Annotated in this window: 21 protein-coding genes and 1 pseudogene; 13 read left to right on the top strand and 9 right to left on the bottom strand. The window is 61.6% G+C overall.

The annotated features are described in order from the left end of the window. The first annotated feature begins 165 nt into the window (after positions 1-165). From E4T63_RS17085 to E4T63_RS17055, 5 genes are all read left to right on the top strand, one after another. Positions 166-2,490 (top strand): FdhF/YdeP family oxidoreductase, encoded by a 2,325-nt coding sequence (locus E4T63_RS17085; protein ID WP_135296098.1) that lies wholly within the window; start codon positions 166-168, stop codon positions 2,488-2,490. Between the two features lie 106 nt (positions 2,491-2,596). Further along, positions 2,597-4,000 carry a cytochrome ubiquinol oxidase subunit I gene (locus E4T63_RS17080; RefSeq protein WP_135296940.1) on the top strand — a complete coding sequence of 468 codons (1,404 nt, stop codon included), beginning with the start codon at positions 2,597-2,599 and terminating at the stop codon, positions 3,998-4,000. Positions 4,001-4,003: 3 nt separating this feature from the next. Further along, the gene (cydB, locus tag E4T63_RS17075) at positions 4,004-5,020 is read left to right on the top strand and encodes a cytochrome d ubiquinol oxidase subunit II (protein WP_135296097.1); all 1,017 of its coding nucleotides are present in this window, start codon (positions 4,004-4,006) and stop codon (positions 5,018-5,020) included. Continuing rightward, positions 5,007-5,162 (top strand): DUF2474 family protein, encoded by a 156-nt coding sequence (locus tag E4T63_RS17070; protein WP_135296096.1) that lies wholly within the window; start codon positions 5,007-5,009, stop codon positions 5,160-5,162. Before cydB ends, E4T63_RS17070 begins: the two co-directional genes overlap by 14 nt. Before the next feature lie 665 nt (positions 5,163-5,827). After that, positions 5,828-6,286 carry an REP-associated tyrosine transposase gene (locus tag E4T63_RS17055; RefSeq protein ID WP_135296095.1) on the top strand — a complete coding sequence of 153 codons (459 nt, stop codon included), beginning with the start codon at positions 5,828-5,830 and terminating at the stop codon, positions 6,284-6,286. Positions 6,287-6,857: 571 nt separating this feature from the next. Here E4T63_RS17055 and E4T63_RS17045 read toward each other — a convergent pair. Next, positions 6,858-7,709 carry a CAP domain-containing protein gene (locus E4T63_RS17045; protein ID WP_135296094.1) on the bottom strand — a complete coding sequence of 284 codons (852 nt, stop codon included), beginning with the start codon at positions 7,707-7,709 and terminating at the stop codon, positions 6,858-6,860. A 199-nt stretch (positions 7,710-7,908) separates the two neighbouring features. Between E4T63_RS17045 and E4T63_RS17040 the strand changes: the two genes are divergently transcribed. Next, entirely contained in the window at positions 7,909-8,529 is a 621-nt protein-coding gene (locus tag E4T63_RS17040; RefSeq protein WP_098964440.1) for a cell wall hydrolase, read from the top strand. On the opposite strand, the gene E4T63_RS17035 is transcribed toward E4T63_RS17040, so the two are convergent. Continuing rightward, positions 8,526-9,413 carry a LysR family transcriptional regulator gene (locus tag E4T63_RS17035; RefSeq protein ID WP_027611719.1) on the bottom strand — a complete coding sequence of 296 codons (888 nt, stop codon included), beginning with the start codon at positions 9,411-9,413 and terminating at the stop codon, positions 8,526-8,528. The genes E4T63_RS17040 and E4T63_RS17035 overlap by 4 nt on opposite strands. A gap of 103 nt (positions 9,414-9,516) precedes the next feature. Between E4T63_RS17035 and E4T63_RS17030 the strand changes: the two are divergent. Further along, positions 9,517-10,904, top strand: a pseudogene (locus E4T63_RS17030) (MFS transporter). Here E4T63_RS17030 and E4T63_RS17025 read toward each other — a convergent pair. Continuing rightward, entirely contained in the window at positions 10,852-11,565 is a 714-nt protein-coding gene (locus E4T63_RS17025; protein WP_027611721.1) for a murein L,D-transpeptidase catalytic domain family protein, read from the bottom strand. The pseudogene E4T63_RS17030 and the gene E4T63_RS17025 overlap by 53 nt on opposite strands. Before the next feature lie 150 nt (positions 11,566-11,715). Between E4T63_RS17025 and E4T63_RS17020 the strand changes: the two genes are divergently transcribed. From E4T63_RS17020 to E4T63_RS17000, 3 genes are all read left to right on the top strand, one after another. After that, entirely contained in the window at positions 11,716-13,332 is a 1,617-nt protein-coding gene (locus E4T63_RS17020) for a L,D-transpeptidase family protein (RefSeq protein ID WP_135296093.1), read from the top strand. A gap of 514 nt (positions 13,333-13,846) precedes the next feature. After that, positions 13,847-14,755 carry a glutaminase B gene (gene glsB, locus E4T63_RS17005; RefSeq protein WP_003226050.1) on the top strand — a complete coding sequence of 303 codons (909 nt, stop codon included), beginning with the start codon at positions 13,847-13,849 and terminating at the stop codon, positions 14,753-14,755. A 200-nt stretch (positions 14,756-14,955) separates the two neighbouring features. Beyond that, positions 14,956-16,458, top strand: a complete 1,503-nt coding sequence (locus E4T63_RS17000; RefSeq protein WP_135296092.1) for an aldehyde dehydrogenase family protein — start codon at positions 14,956-14,958, stop codon at positions 16,456-16,458. Positions 16,459-16,613: 155 nt separating this feature from the next. Here the strand turns inward: E4T63_RS17000 and E4T63_RS16995 are convergent, their stop codons facing one another. The 3 genes from E4T63_RS16995 to cynS form a co-directional block, all read right to left on the bottom strand. Further along, positions 16,614-17,273: a carbonic anhydrase gene (locus E4T63_RS16995; protein WP_135296091.1), complete on the bottom strand. Its 660-nt coding sequence runs from the start codon at positions 17,271-17,273 to the stop codon at positions 16,614-16,616. 12 nt (positions 17,274-17,285) lie between these two features. Beyond that, positions 17,286-17,528: a DUF2790 domain-containing protein gene (locus E4T63_RS16990; RefSeq protein ID WP_098964432.1), complete on the bottom strand. Its 243-nt coding sequence runs from the start codon at positions 17,526-17,528 to the stop codon at positions 17,286-17,288. Between the two features lie 83 nt (positions 17,529-17,611). Then, entirely contained in the window at positions 17,612-18,079 is a 468-nt protein-coding gene (gene cynS / locus E4T63_RS16985; protein ID WP_097090280.1) for a cyanase, read from the bottom strand. A 119-nt stretch (positions 18,080-18,198) separates the two neighbouring features. Here cynS and cynR point away from each other — a divergent pair, with 119 nt between their 5' ends. Further along, a complete protein-coding gene (gene cynR, locus E4T63_RS16980; protein WP_135296090.1) occupies positions 18,199-19,077 on the top strand; it encodes a transcriptional regulator CynR in 879 nt (292 codons plus the stop codon). 184 nt (positions 19,078-19,261) lie between these two features. Here cynR and E4T63_RS16975 read toward each other — a convergent pair whose 3' ends face one another. From E4T63_RS16975 to E4T63_RS16965, 3 genes are all read right to left on the bottom strand, one after another. Further along, on the bottom strand, positions 19,262-19,591 hold the full coding sequence (locus E4T63_RS16975) for a hypothetical protein (RefSeq protein ID WP_007966852.1): 330 nt from the start codon (positions 19,589-19,591) through the stop codon (positions 19,262-19,264). A gap of 511 nt (positions 19,592-20,102) precedes the next feature. Further along, positions 20,103-20,606, bottom strand: a complete 504-nt coding sequence (locus tag E4T63_RS16970) for a GNAT family N-acetyltransferase (protein ID WP_135296089.1) — start codon at positions 20,604-20,606, stop codon at positions 20,103-20,105. A gap of 223 nt (positions 20,607-20,829) precedes the next feature. Further along, positions 20,830-22,761 (bottom strand): DNA topoisomerase III, encoded by a 1,932-nt coding sequence (locus E4T63_RS16965; RefSeq protein ID WP_135296088.1) that lies wholly within the window; start codon positions 22,759-22,761, stop codon positions 20,830-20,832. 279 nt (positions 22,762-23,040) lie between these two features. On the opposite strand from E4T63_RS16965, the gene E4T63_RS16960 reads away from it, so the two are divergent. Together E4T63_RS16960 and E4T63_RS16955 are read left to right on the top strand one after the other, a co-directional pair. Then, positions 23,041-24,447, top strand: a complete 1,407-nt coding sequence (locus E4T63_RS16960; RefSeq protein ID WP_135296087.1) for a serralysin family metalloprotease — start codon at positions 23,041-23,043, stop codon at positions 24,445-24,447. Positions 24,448-24,634: 187 nt separating this feature from the next. Further along, positions 24,635-25,003 carry a DUF427 domain-containing protein gene (locus tag E4T63_RS16955; RefSeq protein WP_098964421.1) on the top strand — a complete coding sequence of 123 codons (369 nt, stop codon included), beginning with the start codon at positions 24,635-24,637 and terminating at the stop codon, positions 25,001-25,003. Positions 25,004-25,023: the final 20 nt, after the last annotated feature.

The following is a 25,023-nucleotide window of genomic DNA, read 5'->3' as shown; positions in this document are numbered from 1 at the left end:
GGGTTTCGATAATGCGGTCATAAATAGCGATTAGACAATGTTTTGTAACGGTTCATATCCTTGCTCCGGCAACTGAAACGACCACTTTATTGCTGTGCAAAGTCGGCCGTCGCTGTTTAACCAAGATCAGGTTCATGCCTGTGTGCATCGTCATGGAGATGTCCCATGTCACAAGTCGACCGTTACAAACCTTACAAGGGTGCCGCTGCCGGTTGGGGGGCTGTGATCAGCCTGACCAAAAGCTGGCTGGGCAGTGAAAACGCCCTGAAAAACATCCGCGCCATGCTCAAGACCAATCAGAACGGCGGCTTCGACTGCCCGGGCTGTGCCTGGGGTGAAGCACCCGGTGCGAGCATGCTCAAGTTCTGCGAGAACGGCGCCAAAGCGGTGAACTGGGAGGCCACCGGGCGTTTGGTCGACCCGGCGTTCTTCAACAAGTACACGGTATCGAGCCTGGCCGAGCAGAGCGACTACTGGCTGGAATATCAGGGCCGTCTGACCCACCCGATGCGTTACGACGCGCGGGTCGACCGCTATGTGGAAACCACCTGGGAAGATGCGTTCGCGCTGATCGCCGAACACCTCAAGGGTCTGAAATCGCCGCACGAGGCCGAGTTCTATACCTCGGGCCGGGCCAGCAACGAAGCGGCGTTTCTCTATCAGTTGTTCGTCCGCGCCTACGGCACCAACAACTTTCCCGACTGCTCGAACATGTGCCACGAAGCCAGTGCGGTGAGCATGGGCGAGACGCTGGGCGTGGGCAAGGGCACCGTGGTCTACGAGGATCTGCATCATGCCGACGCGATTTTCGTCATCGGCCAGAACCCCGGCACCAACCACCCACGCATGCTCGAACCGCTGCGTGAAGCGGTGAAACGTGGCGCGCAAGTGGTGTGCATCAACCCGCTGAAAGAGCGTGGCCTGGAACGTTTCCAGAACCCGCAGAACCCGATCGAGATGCTCAGCAACGGTTGGGAAGCGACCAACACCGCGTACTTCCGCCCGGCGCTGGGTGGCGACATGGCGATGATTCGCGGCATGGTCAAATTCCTTCTGCAGTGGGAGCGTGAAGCCCAGGCTAGCGGTGGCGAACCGGTGTTCGACCATGCGTTTATCGCGGAGCACACTTCGGGTCTGGACAGCTACCTGGCAGAAGTCGACGCCACGACTTGGGAGCACATCCTCGAGCAATCCGGCGTGCCGCTGCACGACATCGAACTGGCCGCGCGCATGTATGGCCGCGCCAAGAGCGTGATCATGTGCTGGGCCATGGGCCTGACCCAACATGTGCACTCGGTGCCGACCCTGCAGGAAGTCATCAACCTGCAACTGCTGCGCGGCAACGTTGGCCGTCCGGGCGCCGGTCTGTCGCCGGTGCGTGGTCACAGTAACGTGCAGGGCGACCGCACCATGGGCATCAATGAACTGGCGCCGAAGGAGTTGATGGACGCCCTGGAAAAACGCTTCAACTTCAAAGTGCCGCGCATGCACGGCCACAACACGGTGATGGCGATCGGTGCGATGGAGCGTGGCGAAGCCAAAGTGTTTATCGGTCTGGGCGGCAATTTTGCCCAAGCCACGCCGGACACCCCGCGCACCCACGAAGCAATGCGCAAACTCGACCTGACCGTGCACATTTCAACCAAGCTCAACCGCAGCCATCTGGTCACCGGGCGCGACGCGTTGATCCTGCCGTGCCTCGGCCGCACCGACATCGACATCCAGGCCGAAGGCCCGCAAGGCGTGACCGTGGAAGACACCTTCAGCATGGTGCACTTGTCGTTCGGTCAGTTGAAACCGAAGTCGGCGCACTTGAAGTCCGAGCCGGCGATCATTGCCGGGATTGCCGCCGCGACCTTGGGCAAGCATCCAATCGACTGGGAGTGGGCGGTGGGCGATTACGGACGCATCCGCAACCTGATCGGCGACGTGATTCCGGGCTTCGAGAACTTCAACGAAAAACTGCTGACCCCGGGTGGCTTTCACCTCGGCAACGATGCCTCGGATCGGGTCTGGAACACCGAGTCCGGCAAAGCCCAGTTCACCCCGTGCGTGCTGCCGGAACATCTGATCAGCGAAGGCGTGCGTAACCTGCCGGTCAAGCCGGATCTGATCCTGCAGACCATGCGTTCCCACGATCAGTACAACACCACGCTGTACGGCCTCGACGACCGTTATCGCGGGGTCTACGGCATGCGCGACGTGATCTTCGCCAACGAACAGGACATCCAGCGTCTCGGTTTCGAACCGGGGCAGAAGGTCGATCTGGTGGCGCTGTGGGATGACGAGCGCGAGCGCCGGGTCAGCGGGTTCACCCTGATCGCCTACGACATTCCGCCCGGTCAGGCGGCGGCGTACTACCCGGAAACCAACCCGCTGGTGCCGCTGGAAAGCTATGGCGACCGGACCTACACGCCGACCTCGAAATTCGTCGCGATTCGCCTCGAAGCGGCCAAGGTCAGCAACCTGATCCCGTCATCGCTGGCCTGACCCGCAACTTATAAAAACACTGGCAATTTCACTGGCTGCAGGCGTTCGCGCCTGGCGGTGGCCCGGCGACGTGCTGCCGCTTTTCAGCCTGGATGAGGACATCATCATGCTCAACATGGAGGCACTGGACCTGGCGCGAATTCAATTCGCGTTCACGGTTTCGTTCCACATTATCTTCCCGGCGATCACCATCGGCCTGGCGAGTTTCCTCGCGGTACTCGAAGGCCTGTGGCTGAAAACCCGTGACGACACCTACCGCGATCTCTACCACTTCTGGTCGAAGATCTTTGCCGTCAACTTCGGCATGGGCGTGGTCTCGGGGCTGGTCATGGCGTACCAGTTCGGCACCAACTGGAGCGGCTTTTCCGACTTCGCCGGGAGCATCACCGGGCCGTTGCTGACCTATGAGGTGCTGACGGCGTTCTTCCTTGAGGCCGGTTTCCTCGGGGTCATGCTGTTCGGCTGGAACCGCGTCGGTCGTGGCTTGCACTTCTTCGCCACGGTGATGGTCGCTATCGGCACGCTGATTTCAACCTTCTGGATTCTCGCGTCCAACAGCTGGATGCAGACGCCGCAAGGCTTTGAAATTGTCGACGGTCGGGTGATGCCGCTGGACTGGCTGGCGATCGTGTTCAACCCGTCGTTCCCGTTCCGTCTGGCGCACATGGCGATCGCCGCATTCGTCGCCACGGCCTTCTTCGTGGGCTCGTCGGCGGCCTGGCATTTGCTGCGCGGCAACGATACCGCGCCGGTGCGCAGGATGTTTTCCATGGCGTTGTGGATGGCGCTGATCGTGGCACCGATTCAGGCGGTGGTCGGTGACGCCCATGGCTTGAACACCCTGGAGCATCAACCGGCAAAAATCGCCGCCATCGAAGGCCACTGGGAAAACGCCGACAACGGCCCGACGCCGCTGGTGCTGTTCGGCATCCCCGACATGCAGGCGGAGAAGACAAAATATGCGCTGGAAATCCCGTACCTCGGCAGCCTGATCCTGACCCACAGCCTCGACAAGCAGATCCCGGCGCTCAAGAGCTTCCCGAAAGAGGATCGGCCGAACTCGACCATCATCTTCTGGAGCTTCCGCGTCATGGCCGGGCTGGGCATGTTGATGATCCTCGTCGGTCTGCTGGGGCTGGCGCTGCGCCGTGGCGGCAAGCTCTATCAGCATCGCGGCTTCCAGCGTCTGGTGTTGCTGATGGGGCCGAGCGGGTTGATCGCGTTGCTGGCCGGCTGGATCACCACCGAAGTCGGGCGTCAGCCGTGGGTGGTTTACGGCCTGATGCGCACCCATGACGCCGCGTCGCACCACTCGGTGGCGCAGATGAGCACCTCGCTGTTGCTGTTCGTGGTGATCTACTGCTCGGTGTTCACCGTGGGCATCGGCTACATGATGAAACTGGTGCGCAAGGGCCCGCAGCCGCATCACGAACATCCGCCGGAGGGCGATCAGTTGCAGACCCCGCGCCGGCCTATTTCGGCGGCTACCGCCCCGATGAAGGAGCATTGAGTCATGGGTATTCAAGGTATCGATCTCTCGTTGATCTGGGGTGTGATCATCGCCTTCGGGGTGATGATGTACGTGATCATGGACGGCTTCGATCTGGGCCTGGGCATCCTGTTTCCGCTGATCCCGGATGAGCAGGAGCGCGACGTGATGATGAACACTGTCGCCCCGGTGTGGGACGGCAACGAAACCTGGCTGGTGCTCGGTGGTGCGGCGTTGTATGGCGCGTTTCCGCTGGCCTACGGGGTGATTCTGGAGGCGCTGTACCTGCCGCTGATCCTGATGCTCTGCGGGCTGATTTTCCGTGGCGTGGCGTTCGAGTTTCGCTTCAAGTCGTCACCGCACAAGCGTCACTGGTGGGACAAGGCGTTTATCGGCGGTTCGCTGCTGGCAACGTTCTCCCAGGGTGTGGTGATTGGCGCGTATGTGTCAGGAATTCCCGTGGTGAATCGGCAGTTTGCCGGTGGCGGCCTGGACTGGCTGGCGCCGTTTCCGCTGGTGTGCGGCGTCGGTCTGGTGGTGGCTTATGCGCTGCTGGGCAGCACCTGGTTGTTGGTCAAGACCGAAGGCATGCTCGAGTCGCGGATGCGTCTGTTCACCCGGCCGCTGGCGTGGTTGCTGACGGCGATGGTGGTGGTGATTGGTGCGTGGACACTGAAGTTGCACCCGGAGCTGGCCACTCGCTGGTCGACCAGCGGGCACTTGATGGTGTTCGCCGGGTTGGTGGTGCTGGCGCTGCTGGCGTTGTTCGGGCTGCTGCGTACCTTGCGTCAGCGTCACACCCACTGGCCGTTCGTGTTCACTCTGGTGTTGATGCTGCTCGGTTACATCGGCCTGGCGCTGAGCATCTGGCCAAACATCATCCCGCCATCGGTGAGCCTGTGGGCGGCGGCGTCTCCGCCTTCGAGCCAATTGTTCGCCTTGATCGGCGCACTGTTCATCCTGCCGGTGATCCTGATGTACACCTTCTGGAGCTACTACGTATTCCGCGGCAAAGTGAGGATTGGCGATGGCTACCATTGATTCGCGCGAGGTCAAAACCAGCCGCTGGTACCAGCGTCTGGGCTGGTTGTTGCTGATCTGGTTCGGCAGCGTCGTGTTACTCGCCGTGGTGGCGAGTGTGCTGAAACTGGCGATGTATGCAGCGGGAATGAGGACCCACTGACAATAAAAAACCGGAGTCATGACTCCGGTTTATTTGTGCCCGCAATTCTGAACATCACTGATGCCCCCAGTGGGAGCGGGCTCGCTCGCGAAGGCATCAGGTCAGTCGACATTGATGCTGAATGTGCCGGCCCTTTCGTGAGCAAGCCCACTCCCACCCTTGATCGCGGCCAGCCGCAAATCCTTCATCACCGACGATCCCTTGTGGGAGCGGGCTTGCTCGCGAAGGCGTCAGGTCAGCCGACATTGATGCTGAGTGTGCCGACCTCTTCGTGAGCAAGCCCACTCCCACCCTTGATCGCGGCCAGCCGCAAATCCTTCATCACCGACGATCCCCCAGTGGGAGCGGGCTTGCTCGCGAAGGCGTCAGGTCAGTCGACAATGATGCTGAATGTGCCGGCCTCTTCGTGAGCAAGCCCACTCCCACCCTTGATCGCGGCCAGCCCCAAACCCTTCATTCACCGACGATCCCCCAGTGGGAGCGGGCTTGCTCGCGAAAGTGTCAGGTCAGCCGACATTGATGCTGAGTGTGCCGACCTCTTCGTGAGCAAGCCCACTCCCACAGTTGATCCGGTGCGCAGACACATCCTGCCAACAAACATGTTCGGCGCACTGTGATGGCTGATCTAGCCTTTTTCTGAATTCAACCATGGACAAGGCAAAGGAATGCCCAAGCGTTACTCATCACATCGCCTGCGAACCGGCCGTCATTGCGAAGAAAATCAGATCTACCTATTAACCGCCAATACCTTGGGGCGTGAGCCAGTGTTCACGGATTACAGGCTCGGCCGGTTGGTTGTGCATCAGTTCAGGCAGGCGCAGGAGGAGGGGTTTGCCGACACATTGGCATGGGTGGTTATGCCCGATCATTTTCATTGGCTGATCCAATTGCAAAAAGGAACACTTGGCCAATTGATGTGCCAGGTCAAATCCCTGAGTACTCGTTCAGTCAACACAGCGGTCGGTAGAACCGGGAGCCTTTGGCAACACGGTTTTCATGATCATGCATTACGTCGAGAGGAGGACCTGGTGAAACTGGCCCGCTATGTAGTGGCTAATCCACTGCGGGCCGGACTGGTAAAAAAACTCGGTGACTATCCGTTATGGGATGCGATCTGGGTTTGAACTCAGGATGCGCATTCACCGCATTACTTCAGAATAAATGCGATCCCTGTGGGAGCGGGCTTGCTCGCGAAGACGTCAGGTCAGCCAACATTGATGCTGAATGCGCCGGCCCCTTCGTGAGCAAGCCCACTCCCACCCTTGATCGCGGCCAGCCGCAAATCCTTCATTCACCGACGATCCCCAGTGGGAGCGGGCTTGCTCGCGAAGGCGTCAGGTCAGCCGACATTGATGCCGAATGCGCCGGCCTCTTCGTGAGCAAGCCCACTCCCACCCTTGATCGCGGCCAGCCGCAAATCCTTCATTCACCGACGATCCCCAGTGGGAGCGGGCTTGCTCGCGAAAGCGTCAGGTCAGTCGACATTGATGCTGAATGCGCCGGCCCCTTCGTGAGCAAGCCCACTCCCACCCTTGATCGCGGCCAGCCGCAAATCCTTCATTCACCGACGATCCCCAGTGGGAGCGGGCTTGCTCGCGAAGACGTCAGGTCAGTCGATATTGATGCTGAATGTGCTGATCCCTTCGTGAGCAAGCCCACTCCCACCTTGGGTCTTCGGTGTTTTCTGAAGGCGGGCTATTGCGCCCCAAACATCGCGGTCCAGTAAATCCCGGCGCTGCTCTTTGGGTCGGTCGCGTAGGCGGCGCCGAGTTCTTTGTATTGCGGGTTCATCAGGTTGGCGCAGTGGCCGGGGCTGGCGAGCCAGCCGTCGACGACCTTGCGCACGGTGTCTTGGCCGGCAGCGATGTTCTCGCCGACCAGTTGCCCGCTGTAGCCGGCCAGTTCGGCGCGGTCGCCCGGGGTGCGGCCGTCGCGGTCCTTGTGATCAAAGTAGTTGTTGTTGGCCATGTCGCGGCTATGATCCTGGGCGATCGTGCCCAGGCTCGCGTTCCAGGCCAGTGGCCCGGCCGCGGCAAAGGCCTGGCCGCCGCATTGACGCGGTTGGGCGCGAGCGGCGTTGAGTTGTTCGAGCAACTTCTGGCCTTCGCTTTGCGCATCGCCGAGCTTCGCCGACAGTAGAGGTCGCGCCAGCACAATACGCCAGTCACGATCAGCACGGCTGACACCGACATCGACGAACTGCGGGTCCAGCACCACCTGACAGAAACTTTCCTCAATCGCCTTCATCGCCGATGCCGCATCCCGTGGGCCGTTGAGGGTGATCGCCTGCACATTGACCATCGGGTAACTGGCGCTGGCCATGGCCTGTTGCAGATCGACCGCACCGGCGGCCGGCAGTCTCAGCCGTGGATCGGCCGACAGCGGTGGCAGTTCACTGGACGCCTGGCTGCCGCAGCGCTGCGGTTGGCTGCGGTAGGCATTGATCGACTCGATCAGTTGCGACTCGTCGGCAGCCATGGCCGAGGCGGCCACGGCCAGGCCCACGGACAGCGCGGCAAAACGCAAGACGGATGGCATGAAGCGCATGGAAATCTCCCTTGAGCTGAGTGCGCTCATGATGCGCGAAAGGCCCCCGGTCAGTGCAATGTCTTTTTCTTCATCGAGCGGTTTTTTCTGCGGAACGTTACGTCGGTATTTGCCGTCTACACTCTCCGAAGGCCCCGGGAACCGGGCGTCTCCCCCACGAAACACCTTGCCCGGAACGGGCGTTGCCGGAAGAACTGACATGGGATTGAAATGGTTGGCTGGCTGTTTCGCATTAACCCTTATGGCCGGCGTTGTGAACGCCACCGATCAGACCCCGATCAAGGCCAAGGCCGAAGAGAAAGCCCAGGTGCTGGAAGAGAAGGCCGCCGACAAAGTCAGCGCGGCGCCAGCACCCAAATCCGAAGCGATCACCCCCACTGAAGTGCAGGCGGTTGACCCCGCCGGCACCGCGCCGCTGGACGATCCGATCACCTGCCTGGCGCGCAGTATCTACTGGGAAGCCAAGGGTCGCGACACCCCGGAAATGGAGGCGGTGGCCAATGTGGTGATGAATCGCCTGGGGCACGACGGCTTTCCCGGCACAGTGTGCGAAGTGGTCAAGCAAGGTTCGGAAACCAAGAGCTGCCAGTTTTCCTGGTGGTGCGATGGCAAGGCCGATCAGGTCAAGGAAGACGCCGAATACACCCTGGCCAAGGACATCGCCGGCAAGGCACTCAACCGCCAGTTGCCGGATCGCACCCATGGCGCACTGTATTTCCATGATCGCCAGGTGCATCCGAGCTGGGCCAGGGAGTACAAAAAGACCGCCGCGGTCGGAAAATTCCTGTTCTACAAACCGGCTGGGGGCGACGCGCGTTAAACGCAGACTTCCCGCACACAGTTGCGCAGCCAGCGGTGCGCCGGGTCGGCGTCCATCCGTGGGTGCCAGAGCATCGACACGCTGATCGGCGGCATCCTGAAGGGCAGGGCGAAGCTGTGCAGGCCCATGCGCAGCTTGCTGGTGTGACGCTCCGGAACCGTGGCGATCAGGTCCGATTCGCGCACCAGCGTCAGCGCCGCCGAAAAGCCGCCGAATGACGTGACGATATCCCGCGTCAGACCTGCGGCGAGCAACGCTTCGTCGACCGGGCCGCTGCTGCGCCCGCGCCGTGAGATCAGAATGTGCTGGCCGCCGGCAAAGCGTTTGCTGCTGATCTTGCCCGAGCTCAACGGATGGCCTTCGCGCACCACACCGATCCAGTGATCCTCAAACAGAATGCGGCTGTGCAGCGTCGGGTCGGTGCTGTCGTCGACCACGCCGGTCTCCAGATCGACCCGGCCTTCGCGCAGCGGCGTGCTGTCCTTGTCGGCTTTCTGCACAAAGCGCAGGCGCACGCCGGGTGCTTCTTCAGCGATGCGCGCGAGCAGCGCGGCGGCGAAGGTTTCGACAAATCCGTCGGTGTTGCGCAGGGTGAAGGTGCGCTGCAACTGGCCGGGATCGAGCACTTCGGCGGGGCGCAACACCGCCTCGGCTTCCTGCACCAGAGCGCTGACCCGCTCACGCAATTCCAGCGCACGCGGGGTCGGCACCAGACCTCGGCCGGCGCGCACCAGCAACGGATCGCCAGTGGTTTCGCGCAGCCGGGCCAGGGCACGACTCATGGCCGACGGGCTCAGCCGCAGAATGTGCGCGGCGCGGGCGACGCTGCCTTCGCGCAACAACACGTCGAGGGTGATCAACAGGTTCAGATCCGGTGTGCTCATGACATGGCGTTCCATGCAGGTATCAAGTGCAAAGCATGCGTCTTGCGCCTTGCCTTGTCGAGAAGCAGGCTATGCCGTCTGACCTTTGCACCAGGAGCGCCCGATGCCCGGATCCCCCTTGCCCCCTCAAGCCCGCTGGGCGCTGACCAGTCTGGCGCTGTCGATGTTGATGCCGTCGCTGGACACCAGCATCGCCAATGCCGGATTACCGACCTTGGCTGCAGCGTTCGATGCGACGTTTCAACAGGTGCAGTGGATCGTGCTGGCCTACCTGCTGGCGGTCACCACGTTGATTGTCAGCGTCGGGCGTCTGGGCGATGTGTTCGGGCGGCGGCGACTGCTGCTGATCGGCATCGGCATTTTTACCAGTGCTTCGCTGTGCTGTGCGCTGGCGCCGGGGCTGGGCTGGTTGATCGGCGCGCGGGCCGTGCAGGGCCTTGGCGCGGCGATCATGTTCGCCTTGACGGTGGCGCTGGTGGCGGATGCGGTGCCCAAGGCGCGAGCGGGCAGCGCGATGGGTCTGCTGGCAACCATGTCGGCCACCGGCACCAGCCTCGGGCCATCGCTGGGTGGTCTGCTGATCGCGCATGTCGGCTGGCCGTCGATCTTTGTCCTCAACGTGCCGTTGGGCCTGCTCAATGCGTGGCTGGTTTATCGATATCTGCCGGCGGATCGCCCGGCCAAATCGGCAGTCGCGTTTGATTACCTCGGCACCGTGGTGCTGGTATTGACGCTGGCCGCCTACGCGCTGGCGATGACGCTCGATGGCTACACGCTGATGTTGCTGCTGGTCAGCCTGTGCGGGGCAGGGGTGTTTGTTGCGGTCGAGATGAACGCCAGGGCGCCGCTGATTCGCCTGTCATTGTTTGCCGACGCGCGTCTGAGCAGCAGCCTGGCGCTGACGTTGCTGGTAACGACGGTGATGATGACCACGCTGGTGGTCGGGCCGTTTTACCTGAGCCGGGGCCTGGGACTGGGCAGCACCGTGGTCGGCCTGGCATTGTCGGTCGGGCCGCTGCTGGCGGCGTGCGGTGGGGTGCCGGCGGGGCGTCTGGTGGATCGCTTCGGTGCGCGGCGGGTGGTGCCGGGGCGTTGTTCGGGTTGGCCGGTGGTTGCAGTTTGTTGGCGTTGTTGCCGATAAGTCTCGGTCTGCCGGCGTATCTGCTGCCGATGGCGGTCATTGCCAGCAATTACGCGTTGTTTCAGGCGGCCAACAATAGCGGGTTGATGGCCATGGTCAGTCAGGATCAGCGCGGCGTGGTGTCGGCCCTGCTCGGGCTGTCACGCAATCTCGGACTGATCACCGGCGCGGCGGTCATGGGCGCGGTGTTCGCCTTCGCTACGGGTGACCCGACGCAAGCCCCGGCCGAGGTCATCGGCAGTGGCTTGCACTACACGTTCGGGGTTGCGGCGGCGCTGATGGTCGTGGCCCTGATCGTCAGCTGGCGTGGGTACTCAAGATGCTCGCCACTTGCTGCGGCTGGCAGTTGAGGTACGGCGAGGACTTCAGCCAGCGCTGGTCCGGGTACCAGGAGAACATGAACTGGCCGTCCTTGAGTTTATCGATCACCTGCTTCGCCACTTGTGGGCGCACCGCCGGGCAACCCTGGCTGCGACCGATACGGCCCTGACGCTTGCTCCACAACGGATTCACGTAGTCGGCGGCGTGGATCACGATGGCGCGGTCGCGGGCCAGATCATTGAAGCCCGGCTCCAGACCGTCCATGCGCAGCGAATAACCATGGGTCCCCTCGTAACTTTCTTGGGTGCGGAACAGCCCGAGGCTTGACTGGTAACTGCCTTCGCGGTTGGAGAACTGGGTCGCGAAATTTTCCCCGGAATTTGAACCGTGGGCGACCAAATCGCGCAGCACCAGTTTCTTTCTGTTCAGATCGAAGATCCACAGCCGGCGGGCGGTGGAGGGCTGCGAATAGTCGATGATCGCCAGGTGGCGTGAGGGTCTCGCGCCATTGTTCACTGCGCATTGCATGGCGCTCAAGGCACCTTTCAGCGCTTGGGGATTGAGTTCCGGCGCGGCGTGGGCGAGGCTGGTGAAGAGAACCGGCGATGGTTTGCCGGCGGCGAAAGCTGGGCTGCTCACGACGACGAGGGTCGCGGTGGTCAGCAGAAGTCGGCGCAAATACGTCAACATTTATAAAGTGTCCTCACTTGCTACTTATTTGGCACTTTGGCTCCTGACTCCCAGTCATACCCGACAGACCCCTGTTTCGAGCCTGACTGTTCAGCGCACCTGATGTAAGGTTGACCGTCATTCAGACGGCCACGGATTGGAGTAAAGCAGTTGTTCAAAAAGTACGCATGCTACTTGAGCATTTGTTTGCTCGCTGCGCCGTTTGTCGCTTGCGCCGATGAGCCGCTGCCGCCGTTGCAGACCCTGCCGACGCCGCCGGCGGAAATGCCGCTCGAGCCGCAAAGTCCGCTGCAAGCGGTGCTGATCGGTTTGCCCCAGGCGTGCCCGGCGATTGCCGCGCACCTGAGCGGCTCGGCGCTGACGCAATTGCAGGCGTTTTATCAGCAGCAGGACTGGCTGCCGGTGTGGGCCAGCGAGTCCGGGCGTTTGCCGGCCTTGCGCGCGCAGTTGCAGCTGTTGGCCGATGATGGCCTCAATCCCAAGCGCTACCCGGTGGCCGCCAATCCGCCGCAGGACGGCGAATTGTGCGCCGATATCGACATCAGCCGCTCTTATCTGCAAGCCCTGCAGGATCTGCATTACGGTCGTCTGCTGCAATCGCATTTCGAGCCGCTGTGGCATTCCGATGACACCCCGCGTGATCGTCAGGCGGAATTGCTGGCGATCGCCGTGCCCGGTCTGCACGACATCAAGACCGCGTTCGATCTGGCGCGCCCGCGTCTGGCGCAATACCAGAGCCTGCGCCACCTCTACGCCAGCCAGCGGCTGCAAGCCTTGCCGCACTGGCAGTCGGTGGGCAACGGCCCGCTGCTGCGCCCGGCGATGGAGGACAAACGCGTGCCGGACTTGGCCCAGCGCCTGTACAACGAGGGCTATCTGACCCACGCCATCGGCACGCCCGGCAATGCCTATGAGGGCGTGCTGGTGGAAGCGGTGAAGAGCTTTCAGGCCAACCATTCGTTGCAGGCCGACGGGGTAGTCGGGCCGGGGACGATTGCCGAGCTCAACATCAGCCCGCTGACGCGCCGCGAACAATTGCGCGTCAACCTTGAACGTTTCCGCTGGCTGGCGCAGGACATGGAGCCCGACGGTTTGCTGGTCAACGTCGCTGCCGCCGAGTTGACCCTATATCAGGCCGGCGTGCCGGTCTGGCAGACCCGTACCCAGGTCGGTCGCGCCGAACGGCAGACCCCGCTGCTCAAATCCCGGGTCACGCGCCTGACGTTGAACCCGACCTGGACCGTGCCGCCGACCATCTGGAAAGAAGACAAGCTGCCGGCGATCCGCAAGGATCAGACCTTCCTCAGCCGGCAGAATCTGCAGGTGCTCGACGCCCATGGCCAGCCGTTGGCCGCAGCGGATATCGACTGGGACAACCCCGGCAACATCATGCTGCGCCAGGAGGCCGGGCCGCGTAATCCGCTGGGGCAACTGGTGATCCGCTTCCCCAACCCGTTCGCGGTGTACCTGCACGACACACCGAGCAAGGCGCTGTTTGACAAGGGGCCGCGCGCATTCAGCTCCGGCTGTGTGCGGGTCGAGCACCCGATGCAACTGCGCGACCTGTTGCTGACCCCGGCGGAACGTACGCGCACCGACACTTTACTCGCCACCGGCAGCACCCACGAATTCCGCCTGTCGGCACCGGTGCCGATCCTCATGACCTACTGGACGGCACAGGTCGGCAAGGATGGGCAGGTGCGTTATTCGCCGGATATCTATAGCCGCGACAGTGCGCTGCTCGCCGGTCTCGACGGCGCACACTGAGTTCCGGATTTGCAGCAGCCCCCCCCTGTGGGAGCGGGCTTGCTCGCGAAAGCGTCAGTTCAGTCAACATCAATGCTGACTGTACCGACCCCTTCGTGAGCAAGCTCACTCCCACACTTGATCGTGGCCAGCCCTGAATCCTTCATCCACCACAGCCCCAGTGGGAGCGGGCTTGCTCGCGAAAGCGTCAGTTCAGTCAACATCAATGCTGACTGTACCGACCCCTTCGTGAGCAAGCTCACTCCCACACTTGATCGTGGCCAGCCCTGAATCCTTCATCCACCACAGCCCCAGTGGGAGCGGGCTTGCTCGCGAAAGCGTCAGGTCAGCCAACATCAATGCTGACTGTGCCGACCCCTTCGTGAGCAAGCCCACTCCCACCCTTGATCGTGGCCAGCCCTGAATCTTTCATCTACCACAGTCCCCTGTGATAGCCAGTGTGATTCGTGGCAGTTGCGCAGCGTCTAGCCCCAGTGTCCCCGCAATCCCATGGGGCGAGACTTCGGAACCCGGCATGCAAGCGCTGTTGAACGAGATTCTTGACGCTGTCCGGCCCCTGATCGGGCAGGGCAAAGTGGCTGATTACATTCCCGCCCTCGGCACCGTGCCGGCCAATCAGCTGGGCATCGCCGTGTATGGCAACGACGGCGAAATGTATTGCGCCGGCGACGCCGAGACGCCGTTCTCGGTGCAGAGTATTTCCAAGGTGTTCAGTCTGGTGCAGGCGATCGAGCATTCCGGCGAAGCGATCTGGGAGCGCCTGGGGCACGAGCCGTCCGGCCAGCCGTTCAACTCGCTGGTGCAACTGGAGTTCGAACGCGGGCGTCCGCGCAATCCGTTCATCAACGCTGGGGCGCTGGTGATCTGCGACATCAACCAGTCGCGTTTCGCCGCGCCAGCCCTGTCGATGCGTGACTTCGTGCGGCGCCTGTCGGGCAATCCGCAGGTGATCGTCGATGGCAAGGTCGCCGAATCCGAGTACCAGCATCGCGCCCGCAACGCGGCCATGGCGTACCTGATGCAATCGTTCGGCAACTTCCACAACGACGTCGAAGCGGTGCTGCGCAGCTACTTCAGCCACTGCGCGCTGCGCATGAACTGCATCGATCTGGCCCGCGCATTCTGCTTCCTCGCCAACGACGGTTTCTGCAAGCACAGCGGCGAACAGATCCTCACTCGGCGCCAGACCCAGCAGGTCAACTCGATCATGGCCACCAGTGGTCTGTACGACGAGGCCGGCAACTTCGCTTATCGCGTCGGCTTGCCGGGCAAGAGCGGGGTTGGCGGCGGCATTGTCGCGGTGGTGCCGGGGCAGTTCACGGTGTGCGTGTGGTCGCCGGAACTCAACGCTGCCGGCAACTCGCTGGCGGGGATGGCGGCGCTGGAGATGCTCAGTTCGCGGATTGGCTGGTCGGTGTTCTGACCCAATCTTTTAAACACCACGAAACCTGTGGGAGCGGGCTTGCTCGCGAAGAGGCCAGCACATTCAATATCCATGTTGATGGTGCCGACGCCTTCGCGAGCAAGCCAGCTCCCACAGGTTCGGTGGTGTTTGTAGAAGGTGTGTTTCAGCGCAGAATCCGCTACATTTTCCGGCCGCCCCTCATATGGTGAATCCGCTTCATGTCTCTTGCGCTCGAACGTCTAGTCGCTGGCACGCCGATCCCTTTCGCTGGTAACCGCGTGACCGTGGTCAGCCCCGAACTGGCGGCGCGGTTTCAGCCCGGTGACCACCTGCTGGTCGAGCAGGTGAGTGGCGAGCTGTTGCTGATTCCGGTGATCGATCAACAAGCGGCTTCGGTGGCGATCGAGCGTGCTGAAGCGGCATTCACTGCATTGTCGGCAGTGTCCGACGAAGCCATCAGTCGCTTCTTCGACCTGTTCGCGCAACGCCTGGAAACCCCGGAATGCTGGACCTTGATCGAAACCGCGAACCTGGCCGACATCGAACGCGCCAAGGCCCGTGGCCGCTCGACCACCCGACTGCTCGCCGACGAACGCATGCGCCGCGACATGATCGCCGGTCTGCGCGCCTGGCGGGATGCGCCGGCCACGCGCGGCAAGGTCATCAGCTGCGTCGAACACGACGGCTGGAAGGTCGAGCAAGTGGTATCGCCGCTGGGCATCGTGGCGTTCGTGTTTGAAGGACGGCCGAACGTGTTCGCCGATGCCGCCGGTGTACTGCGCACCGGCAACACCGCGGTGCTGCGCATCGGCAGCGATGCATTGGGCACCGCGCAAGCAATCGTCACTCACGCGCTGAACCCGGCGCTGGCCGATGCCGGTCTGCCGGCGGGTGCGGTGTCGCTGGTGGAAAGCGTCAATCACGCCGCCGGTTGGGCGATGTTCGCCGACCGGCGTTTGTCGCTGGCGGTGGCCCGGGGTTCGGGGCGCGCGGTCAGCCAGTTGGGCAGCATCGCCCAGCAGGCGGGCACGGCGGTCAGCCTGCACGGCACTGGTGGCGCGTGGCTGATTGCCGATCGTGACGCCGACGCCACGCGCTTCGCCGCCGTGGTGCGTAATTCGCTGGATCGCAAAGTCTGCAACACGCTGAACGTCTGCCTGATTCAACGTGATCGTGCCGTCGAGCTGATCCCGCTGTTCCTCAATGCGCTGCAGCAGGCCGGTACCGCACGCGGTCAGGGCTGCAAATTGCACATCGTCGCAGGCAGCGAAAGTTACCTGCCGGCCGAGTGGCACAACGCAACGGTCGAGGTCTATCGCGCCGAGGGTTATCAGACCGAAGCCCTGGCCGAAGTGCTGGCGGAATCCGAATTGGGCCGCGAGTGGGAGTGGGAAGAAACCCCGGAAGTCAGCCTGATGATCGTCGACGATCTGGATCAGGCGATCGCGCTGTTCAACCGCTACAGCCCGCAGTTCACGGTGTCGTTGATCAGCGAGGATGCTGCTGCGCAAGAGCGTTTTTACAACGCGGTGAACGCGCCGTTTGTGGGTAACGGGATTACCCGTTGGGTCGATGGCCAGTACGCGCTGAACAAGCCGGAACTGGGGCTTTCGAACTGGGAGAGCGGGCGCTTGTTTGCGCGCAGTGCGATTCTTTCGGGGGATGGGGTGTTCACGGTGCGTAGCCGTATGACCCAGATCGACCTCAGCGTAAAACGCTGAAAACGCCTTATCCCGATTGATGCACACCGGCCCTGTGGCGAGGGGATTTATCCCCGATGGGGCGCGAAGCGGCCCCAAGAGATCGGGCCTGCTGCGCAGTCCATCGGGGATAAATCCCCTCGCCACAAGTTCCTCTTCACCTCAGCGGATTTGTATCAGGCGGCTGCGCTGGTGTTTGCCTGAATGGCGCAAGTCGCTGGCTGCTCAGCCAACGGCACAAACGTGCGGCGGTCCGCCGCCAGCGCATCGATCGAGCCGGTCTCGATGTCATACACCCAGCCATGCAGGTTCAGCAGGCCTTTCTCCTGCGCCAGGCGCACGCTCGGGTGGGTCTGAATATTCGCCAGTTGCGCGATCACATTTTCCCGCACCATCGAACTCAATTTCGCCGCGTCATTGGCATGCGGCCGCGCCTCGTTCACCACTTTCGCCGACTCGGCATGTTGCAGCCAGCCGCTGACGGCGGGCAGGTGATCCATGCATTTGCATTGGGCAATCGCGGTCATCGCGCCGCAATCGGAGTGGCCGCAGATCACGATGTCCGTCACCCCAAGCACCGCCACCGCGTACTCCACCGTTGCCGAAACCCCGCCCGGATGCGGGCTGTAGGACGGCACGATATTGCCTGCGTTGCGGATCACGAACAGCTCGCCGGGTTCTTGCTGGGTCAGCAGTTCCGGCACCACGCGGCTGTCGGAACAGGTGATGAACAAGGTGCCCGGGGTTTGAGTGGTTGCCAAGTGCTTGAACAGCTCGGTGCGTTGCGGAAACGCCTCGTTCTGGAACTTCAGGAAGCCTTCGATCAGGTTTTTCATAGTGTTGTCCTCTCAGTTCGAACAGCCGGTGCCGAATTCGCTGTATTGAAGAATGTGTTTTGCGCCGTGGCTGTCGAGGTAGGTCATCTCGACCGGTACAACGCCGCAGACGTCGGCGACCGGGGTGATGTTCACGATTTCAGCAATATCCAGAGTCATGCCGTAGCGGTAGGCAATCGCCTCTTCATCAGCCTGGGCCTGGGCGGCAAGGCCGGCGAGCAGGGTCAGGGTCAGGGTCAACAGAATTTTGTGCATGGGGCAGCCTCCAGGCAGATGGGGTGACGACTTGGCAATTGAGGTTTGGATGGGCCCGCACACGGGGTGCGGGCCGGGGTGGATCAGAACGGACGCAGCGGCAGGAACTTGCCGTCGAGGGTGACCACGGCGCGGGAGCCGCCTTCCGGGTCTTCGACTTTCTTGATGTCGAGCTTGAAGTTGATGGCGCTGATGATGCCGTCGCCGAACTGCTCGTGCACCAGGGCTTTGAGGGTGGTGCCGTAGATCTGGATCATCTCGTGGAAGCGGTAGATGGTCGGGTCGGTCGGCACGCCGCTGAGGCTGCCGCGCAGCGGGATGATCTGCAGGGCGGCAACGGCGTCGGCGTCCAGTTCGAGTTTGTCGCCAACCACTTGCGCGGCGTCTTGTGGCAGCGGGTGCTGGCCGAGCAGGGCAGCAGTGACGTAGGCCAGGCTCAGGCCGGTGCCATCGGCAAGATCCTGCCATGACAAATTCTTGCGGGCCTTGATGTCGAGAATGCGCGTGGTCAGGGCCAGGCTGGCATCGTTGTAGGCGTGGGACTGTTGCATGGTGTCACTCCTTTCAGGGTTGGCTTGCTGTGTGGGAGCAATCTTCTGCCGATTGATCCATAGCGTCCAAGACCGATATACAATGCTTCGCATAAGCTCTACCTATAGATGGTGATCCCATGTTGTTGCGACATTTACGTTATCTGCTGGCCGTGGCCGATCACGGCGGCTTCACCCGGGCGGCGGAGGCGTTGCATGTGTCGCAGCCGACTCTGTCGCAACAGATCCGCCAACTGGAAGAATCCCTTGGCGTGAACCTGTTCGACCGCACCTCGCGCACCGTTAAACCCACCGATGCCGGTGAGGCTTACATTGAGTGTGCGCGGCGCGTGCTGGTGGAACTGGAGGCGGGCAAGCGGGCGTTGCATGACGTTAAGGATCTGTCGCGTGGGCGCTTGCGGCTGGCCATGACCCCGACGTTCATGGCCTATCTGGTCGGGCCGTTGGTACGTGATTTCGCCGCACGCTATCCGGGTATCCATCTGCAGATTTTCGAGCTGTCGATGGACGACATCGAGGCGGGGCTGGCGGACGATTCGCTGGACATCGCGATTGCCTTTACCCCGGTGCGCCACCCGGACATCGAGTATATTCCGGCGTTTACTGAAACCCTGGGGATCATGGTCGGGCGCGAGCATCCGCTGTACGACAGCAGTGCGGTGCTGACATCGCGTGATCTTGCGCAACTGGATTTCGCCTTGCTGGCGCCAGATTTCATCACCCGGTTATCGATCGATGAGTATTTCCGTCAGCAGGGGATCACGCCGCAGGTGCGGATCGAGGTGAACTCGGTAAGTACGTTGCTGGAAGTGGTGCGGCATTCGCCGATGGCGACGATGTTGCCCGAAGCGATTGCCAGCGAAGACCGGGCGTTGCGTCGCTTGAGCGTCGAGAACGAAGCGCCGCAGCGTGGGGCGGCGTTGTTGCGGCGGCAGAATAATTACCACAGTGCGGCGGCGCTGGCGTTTGTGAATCTGGTGCTGCAAACGAAAATCTGACCAACAACACAGCCCCCTGTGGGAGCGGGCTTGCTCGCGAATGCGGTGTCTCAGTTGAGGTGATGGTGACTGACCCGGCCCATTCGCGAGCAAGCCCGCTCCCACAGGATTGTGTGTGAATTGCGGATATAAAAAGGGCCTGCTTCTGTTGGAAGCAGGCCCTTTTATTTATTGAAGTTGTAACTCAGTAGAACCGGTCAATCACCCGAACTTCATTCTTGTTCTGCATCGAATCCCACGCCTGTTTCAGCGTCTGCAGCACATTGCCGATGAAGTCCTTGTCGGCCGCAGCTTTCTTGCCAACATAACCGTGGCCGCGGCGGTACATCTTCAGGCGGGCCAGCAGGTTCTGGTTGCTGCGGTCGAATTCTTCTTCACCAGCGTGGGGCGACAGGCAGTCGATATGCACCTGACCCGACTTGCTGATCCAGAGAATGTGGCTGTCGTGGCTGTCTTTTTGCGCAGCGAACATACGAGCCAGTTCTTCGATAGTAGGTTGATTGTTCAGATTCATGGTGTTTGCCCCTTGACCAGTCTGGTGATCTTTCAAAGTTGATTCGCTAATACAGGTAGCCCATCGGTTAGTTGATCCCTGGCACCGAAACCAGGACGTCAGCGGTCGCCCGTGTGAAATACGGGGTCATGCATCTGTTGCATGTAGTCGTGTTGAATAACTGCTACGCAATAGCGTCACAACGAGGAGAAGCAGCGAAAACCGGGAGGCTCCTTGACGACGTTTTCAGGGTCGGCCACAAGCGTCTTGAGAATTTTCGCCAGCGCTTCTCGTCCTTGTACTGGACGTTCAGGCCAGGTCAGCTTCTTCAATCTGCCTTGTGGGCAGCGTGTATCCGGAAAAAACAACTCGGCGGTCAGACGAGTTTGCTCAAGCGTGTTACCGATGTTCCCGATCGGGGAACGTCTTCATCATGCAAAAGCAAAACGGTGCCGTCAACGGTTTTGTAGTGATTATTTTTGCGCACTACATATTGTCGGACAAAGCGGTTTTGGAATGAGAAAAGTTCCGTTCAGGCAACGGATGCGGGGGCGCGCAGGACGTAGAAGGTGCAGGGGTAACCGTCCACGGCGCGCTGTTGGCGGGTGAATGTGCCGCCAGTCAATTCGGGGATCAACCTGGCCCAGAAGCGCTGCGCAGGCAGGTTGGCGTCGATGTGGAAAATCTGCCATTGACCGGGCAGACGGCTCAAGAGGGCAGAGACGACAAACTGCGCGACGCCTTGGCCACGATAGCGTCGGGAGAGGAAAAAGTAGCCGATGTTGTGTTCGGCGCCGTCGATGTGGGTTTCGTCATCCACGGTCACGAAGCCGGCCAGTTCACCGTCGACGCAGATCAGGAACGGTTGGGTAGCTGGATTGCGCCAGTAGTCGTCTTTCGGCTGAATGCTGAAGAAGCCATGTTCGCCGAGCTTCAGTGGTAGCCATTGGCTGAAGTCGTACATGTAGAACTGCATGAGGTTTTCGATGGTTTGCAGTTCGTCGCGGTGGGCGGGGTGCAGTTCGATAGTGGGCATTGGGGGGAATTCCTGAAGATTGCGACTTCAGTATTGTCGACTCATACCTTGTGGTGAGGGGATTTATCCCCGATGGATTGCGCAGCAGTCCTCTTGTTTAAGTAAAAGCTGGGGCCGCTTCGCAGCCCATCGGGGATAAATCCCCTCACCACAGAGTCCCTCACCACAGAGTCCCTCACCACAGAGTCTTTCACCACAGAGTCCCCCACCACAGGACTGATCATTACTTCGCTGTGCGTTTGGCTGCGCTGGCAGTTTTGCTTCGGGTCGATTTACGCTTTTTCTTCCACGGCGCCGCAGCCTTGCCGGCCGGTGGCGGGCCGCTGATGGTCAGGCTCAGCGCCGAACAGCGGCTGACCTGCTTGCTCATCCACGCCGCCTGTTTGGTGACGAACTCCTCCAGGCTCATTTCGCCACTCTGCACCATGTCCAGCGCCTGTTCCCAGATGGCGGTGGTGCCGGGATCGGCAATCGCCCGGGGCACGGCGTCGATCAGGCTGAAGGCCGCCGCAGTCGCTGCCAGCGCCTTGCCGTTCTTCACCAGATAACCGCGATCCAGCAGGCCCTGAATGATTGAGGCGCGTGTCGCTTCGGTGCCGATGCCGGTGGTGTCCTTGAGTTTCTGTTTGAGCAACGGATCTTCCACCAGTTTGGCGACGTTCTTCATCGCCTTGATCAGGTCGCCCTCGGTGTAGGGCTTCGGCGGCTGGGTCCACAGATCCTTGAGGTTCACGCCGGCCACGGCGCAATCGATACCCTGGCTCAGCGCCGGCAGGGTTTGCGGGGCTGGCGCTTCACGGCCCTTGGCCGTAGCGAGGGCTTCGGGCAAGGCGCGCTTCCAGCCCGGTTCGATGATCTGCTTGCCGACGGCACGCAATGCTTCACCGGCGCAATCGAAATCGGCCTGGGTGCGATCGTATTCGTGGTTGGGCAGAAATTGCGCCAGATAGCGCGCGCGAATCAGGGTATAGACCGCCCGGTGCTTACCGCTCAAACGCTCGAGATTTTTCGCCGCCGCTGTGGGGATGATGCCGTGGTGGGCGCTGACCTTGGCGTCGTTCCACGCCCGTGAGCGGCGTTGCGGGTCGAGGTGACCGTTCAGCGCATCGAGGCTTGAGTCGGCCTGACGCAGTGCCGCCAGTATCCCCGGCGCCTCGCTGTGCTGGCTCAGCGGCAGAAAGCCGCAATCGCTGCGCGGGTAGGTGATGACCTTGTAGGTTTCGTAGAGGGCCTGGGCGATGTCGAGAGTTTCCTGGGCGCCGAGACCGAGTTTCTTCGAGCAGACCTCCTGCAGGGTGCCCAGATCGAATGGCAGCGGTGCCACTTCACGCATGCGTTCGGTGCGCAGTTTGACCACCCGCGCACTGGCGGCGCTGTCCAGAGCGGCGGCTGCCTGCTGGGCCAGTGCCTGATTCAGGCAGCGATCCTGATCGTCGCAAGCGTCGGAGGGCGCACGCCATTGCGCGGTGAACGGCGTGCCGTCGTGCAGCAGTTGCACATTGATCGCCCAATATGGCACCGGCACGAAATCGGCGATGCTGCGGTCGCGATCCACCACCAGCCGCAGTGTCGGCGTCTGCACCCGGCCGACCGGCAGCACACCCTGATAGCCGGACTGACGGCCCAATAACGTGAACAGGCGACTCATGTTCATACCGATCAGCCAGTCCGCCCGCGAGCGCCCCAGCGCCGAGTGATACAGGCTGAAGGTTTCCGCTCCTGGCTTCAGCGCGGCCAAAGCCTTGCGAATCGACGCTTCATCCAGCGCCGACAGCCACAGGCGACGGATCGGCCCGCGATAGCGGCAGTGCTCGACCAGTTCCCGGGCGATCATTTCGCCCTCACGGTCGGCGTCGGTGGCGATGATCAGTTCGCTGGCCTCGCCCAGCAGGCGCTTGACCGCTTTGTACTGGCTGGCGGTGCGCGGCTTCACGGTCATTTTCCACTTGTCGGGAATGATCGGCAGATCCGCCAGCACCCAGCGCTTGTAGCGCGCGTCGTAGGCATCCGGCGGCGCGGTTTCCAGCAGATGGCCGATGCACCAGGTCACTGTGACGTCCGTTCCCAGCCAGCAGCCGTCGCCCCGACGCTTTGCGCCGAGCACGGCCGCAATGTCCTTGGCCTGGGAAGGTTTTTCACAGAGGTACAGCCGCATAACCACCGTCGTCGTTCAGTTCACTGGAGGTGCACAGAATGGCCGGAGTTCGCGCTTGGGGCAACTTTTATCTGTATGGATATACAGATAAAAACGTTGCCGGGAATGACCGGTATTACCGGGACGGCGCGGGCGACTATCGAGAAATCGAATGGCACCGCGCTTGCCGGGCATGGCAGGTTCGTCGGGCCTTTAAGAAACGCGAGCGACAGGACGATCTCGCCAGAAGATCGCCACGGTCCGAACGCACTGACCACTCTGAAACAAGGAAGTCCCACCATGGCTCAAGCCAAAGCAAAATCCAGCAGCGCCTATGACGAAGTGAACGCCTTCAGCCACCTGTACGACCGTGGCGTCGGCCTGGTGAACGGCAAACCGTCGTTTACCGCCGATCAGGCAGCCGACGAAATCCTGCGCAAAAACCTATCGTGGCACGACAAGAACGGTGACGGCAAAATCTCGCTGACCTACACCTTCCTTACCGAGAAACCGGCAAACTACAACCCGAACCTCGGCAACTTCAGCCAGTTCAGCGCTCAGCAAAAGGCTCAAGCCATACTGGCCATGCAATCCTGGGCCGACGTGGCCAAGGTCACGTTCACTGAAGGCAAGGGCGGCGACGGCCACATGACCTTCGGCAACTACGACGTCAGCACCGGCGGCGCGGCGTTCGCCTACCTGCCGAGCGGCGGCAGCTATGACGGTCAGTCGTGGTACCTGATCAACAATCAATATCAGGTCAACAAGACTCCGGACACCAACAACTACGGGCGTCAGACCCTGACCCACGAAATCGGCCACACCCTTGGCCTGTCGCACCCGGGCGCCTACAACGCCGGCAACGGCAACCCGACCTACAACGACGCCAAGTACGCCGAAGACACCCGTGGCTACAGCCTGATGAGCTACTGGAGCGAAGCCAACACCGACCAGAACTTCAGCAAGGACGGCAGCGGCGCCTACGCCTCCGCGCCGTTGCTGGACGATATCGTGGCGGTGCAGAAACTCTATGGCGCCAACTATGCAACCCGCGCCGATGACACCACCTACGGTTTCGGCTCCAACGCCGGCCGCGATTTCTACAGCGCGACATCGGCGGCGTCGAAAGTTGTGTTCTCAGTGTGGGACGGTGGCGGTAACGATACGCTGAACTTCTCCGGCTTCACCCAGAACCAGAAGATCAACCTCAATGAGGGTTCGTTCTCTGACGTTGGCGGGCTGGTCGGCAACGTATCGATTGCCTATGGCGTGACCGTGGAGAATGCGGTTGGCGGTTCGGGCAATGACCTGCTGATCGGCAACTCGGCCGTCAACCATCTGTTCGGCGGAGCCGGCAACGACATCCTTTACGGCGGTGGCGGCGCGGATGTGCTGTGGGGCGGCGAGGGCGCAGACACCTTCGTGTTCGGCGCGGCCAGCGACTCGACCAACAACCAGCCGGACTGGATCATGGATTTCAAGAGCGGCGTGGACAAGATCGACCTCTCGGGCATCGCCGCGTTTGCCACGGGGGCGGCGTCACTGAACTTCGTCAGCAGTTTCACCGGCCACGCGGGCGATGCGATCCTGACTTACTACGCGCAGAACGGTCAGACCGGGCTGCTGGTCGATCTGACCGGGCAGGGGCAGGTTGACTTTGCCGTGGGTGTGGTGGGGCAGGCGGTGGCGACTGATATCGTGGTTTGATGTGAAATGACAGGGCCAACCTGACGCTTGTGGCGAGGGAGCTTGCTCCCGCTCGGCGGCGAAGCCGTCGCAAAACCTGAAATCGCGTTATACCTGATGCAGCGCGATTTCCGGATTTGGGTCTGCTATGCAGCCCAGCGGGAGCAAGCTCCCTCGCCACAGTTCATTTGTCCCTGGAGAAACCCCAATGAGCACCACCGGCCTCAATCCCGTCATCACCCTCGAAGAACTCCCCGGTTGCCTGCTGGTGAAGTTCCACGGCATCCAGGTCGCGGCGTCCTCGCATGTGCTGGTGCTCCATGAGGCCAACTACCCGCCGGTGTACTACGTGCCCCGCGAGGACATCGACGAGAAATACTTCGCCCGCACCGACCACACCAGTTATTGCCCGTACAAGGGCGATGCCAATTACTTCAGCCTGCAAGTGCCGGGGCATGAGGGGGCGAATGCGGTGTGGACGTACGAGAAACCGAAGATCTCGGTCGATGCGATCAAGAACTATGTGGCGTTTTATCCGGATCAGGTGAAGTTTGAGGTGATCAAGGCTGACGCTTAGTTACTGGAGGAAGAGATCTA

It is taken from the genome of Pseudomonas fluorescens (genome assembly GCF_004683905.1).
GTDB classification, from domain to species: domain Bacteria; phylum Pseudomonadota; class Gammaproteobacteria; order Pseudomonadales; family Pseudomonadaceae; genus Aquipseudomonas; species Aquipseudomonas putida_A.
The sequence above is the reverse complement of the archived record's forward strand: the minus strand, read 5'-3'. Positions and strand labels throughout refer to the sequence as shown.

What these genes read in the sequence shown, in the direction of transcription:
- E4T63_RS17085 (WP_135296098.1), top strand. Translation starts at nt 166, where the DNA reads ATGTCACAAGTCGACCGTTACAAACCTTACAAGGGTGCCGCTGCCGGT.
- E4T63_RS17080 (WP_135296940.1), top strand. Translation starts at nt 2,597, where the DNA reads ATGCTCAACATGGAGGCACTGGACCTGGCGCGAATTCAATTCGCGTTC.
- cydB (WP_135296097.1), top strand. Translation starts at nt 4,004, where the DNA reads ATGGGTATTCAAGGTATCGATCTCTCGTTGATCTGGGGTGTGATCATC.
- E4T63_RS17070 (WP_135296096.1), top strand. Translation starts at nt 5,007, where the DNA reads ATGGCTACCATTGATTCGCGCGAGGTCAAAACCAGCCGCTGGTACCAG.
- E4T63_RS17055 (WP_135296095.1), top strand. Translation starts at nt 5,828, where the DNA reads ATGCCCAAGCGTTACTCATCACATCGCCTGCGAACCGGCCGTCATTGC.
- E4T63_RS17045 (WP_135296094.1), bottom strand. Translation starts at nt 7,709, where the DNA reads ATGCGCTTCATGCCATCCGTCTTGCGTTTTGCCGCGCTGTCCGTGGGC.
- E4T63_RS17040 (WP_098964440.1), top strand. Translation starts at nt 7,909, where the DNA reads ATGGGATTGAAATGGTTGGCTGGCTGTTTCGCATTAACCCTTATGGCC.
- E4T63_RS17035 (WP_027611719.1), bottom strand. Translation starts at nt 9,413, where the DNA reads ATGAGCACACCGGATCTGAACCTGTTGATCACCCTCGACGTGTTGTTG.
- E4T63_RS17025 (WP_027611721.1), bottom strand. Translation starts at nt 11,565, where the DNA reads ATGTTGACGTATTTGCGCCGACTTCTGCTGACCACCGCGACCCTCGTC.
- glsB (WP_003226050.1), top strand. Translation starts at nt 13,847, where the DNA reads ATGCAAGCGCTGTTGAACGAGATTCTTGACGCTGTCCGGCCCCTGATC.
- E4T63_RS17000 (WP_135296092.1), top strand. Translation starts at nt 14,956, where the DNA reads ATGTCTCTTGCGCTCGAACGTCTAGTCGCTGGCACGCCGATCCCTTTC.
- E4T63_RS16995 (WP_135296091.1), bottom strand. Translation starts at nt 17,273, where the DNA reads ATGAAAAACCTGATCGAAGGCTTCCTGAAGTTCCAGAACGAGGCGTTT.
- E4T63_RS16990 (WP_098964432.1), bottom strand. Translation starts at nt 17,528, where the DNA reads ATGCACAAAATTCTGTTGACCCTGACCCTGACCCTGCTCGCCGGCCTT.
- cynS (WP_097090280.1), bottom strand. Translation starts at nt 18,079, where the DNA reads ATGCAACAGTCCCACGCCTACAACGATGCCAGCCTGGCCCTGACCACG.
- cynR (WP_135296090.1), top strand. Translation starts at nt 18,199, where the DNA reads ATGTTGTTGCGACATTTACGTTATCTGCTGGCCGTGGCCGATCACGGC.
- E4T63_RS16975 (WP_007966852.1), bottom strand. Translation starts at nt 19,591, where the DNA reads ATGAATCTGAACAATCAACCTACTATCGAAGAACTGGCTCGTATGTTC.
- E4T63_RS16970 (WP_135296089.1), bottom strand. Translation starts at nt 20,606, where the DNA reads ATGCCCACTATCGAACTGCACCCCGCCCACCGCGACGAACTGCAAACC.
- E4T63_RS16965 (WP_135296088.1), bottom strand. Translation starts at nt 22,761, where the DNA reads ATGCGGCTGTACCTCTGTGAAAAACCTTCCCAGGCCAAGGACATTGCG.
- E4T63_RS16960 (WP_135296087.1), top strand. Translation starts at nt 23,041, where the DNA reads ATGGCTCAAGCCAAAGCAAAATCCAGCAGCGCCTATGACGAAGTGAAC.
- E4T63_RS16955 (WP_098964421.1), top strand. Translation starts at nt 24,635, where the DNA reads ATGAGCACCACCGGCCTCAATCCCGTCATCACCCTCGAAGAACTCCCC.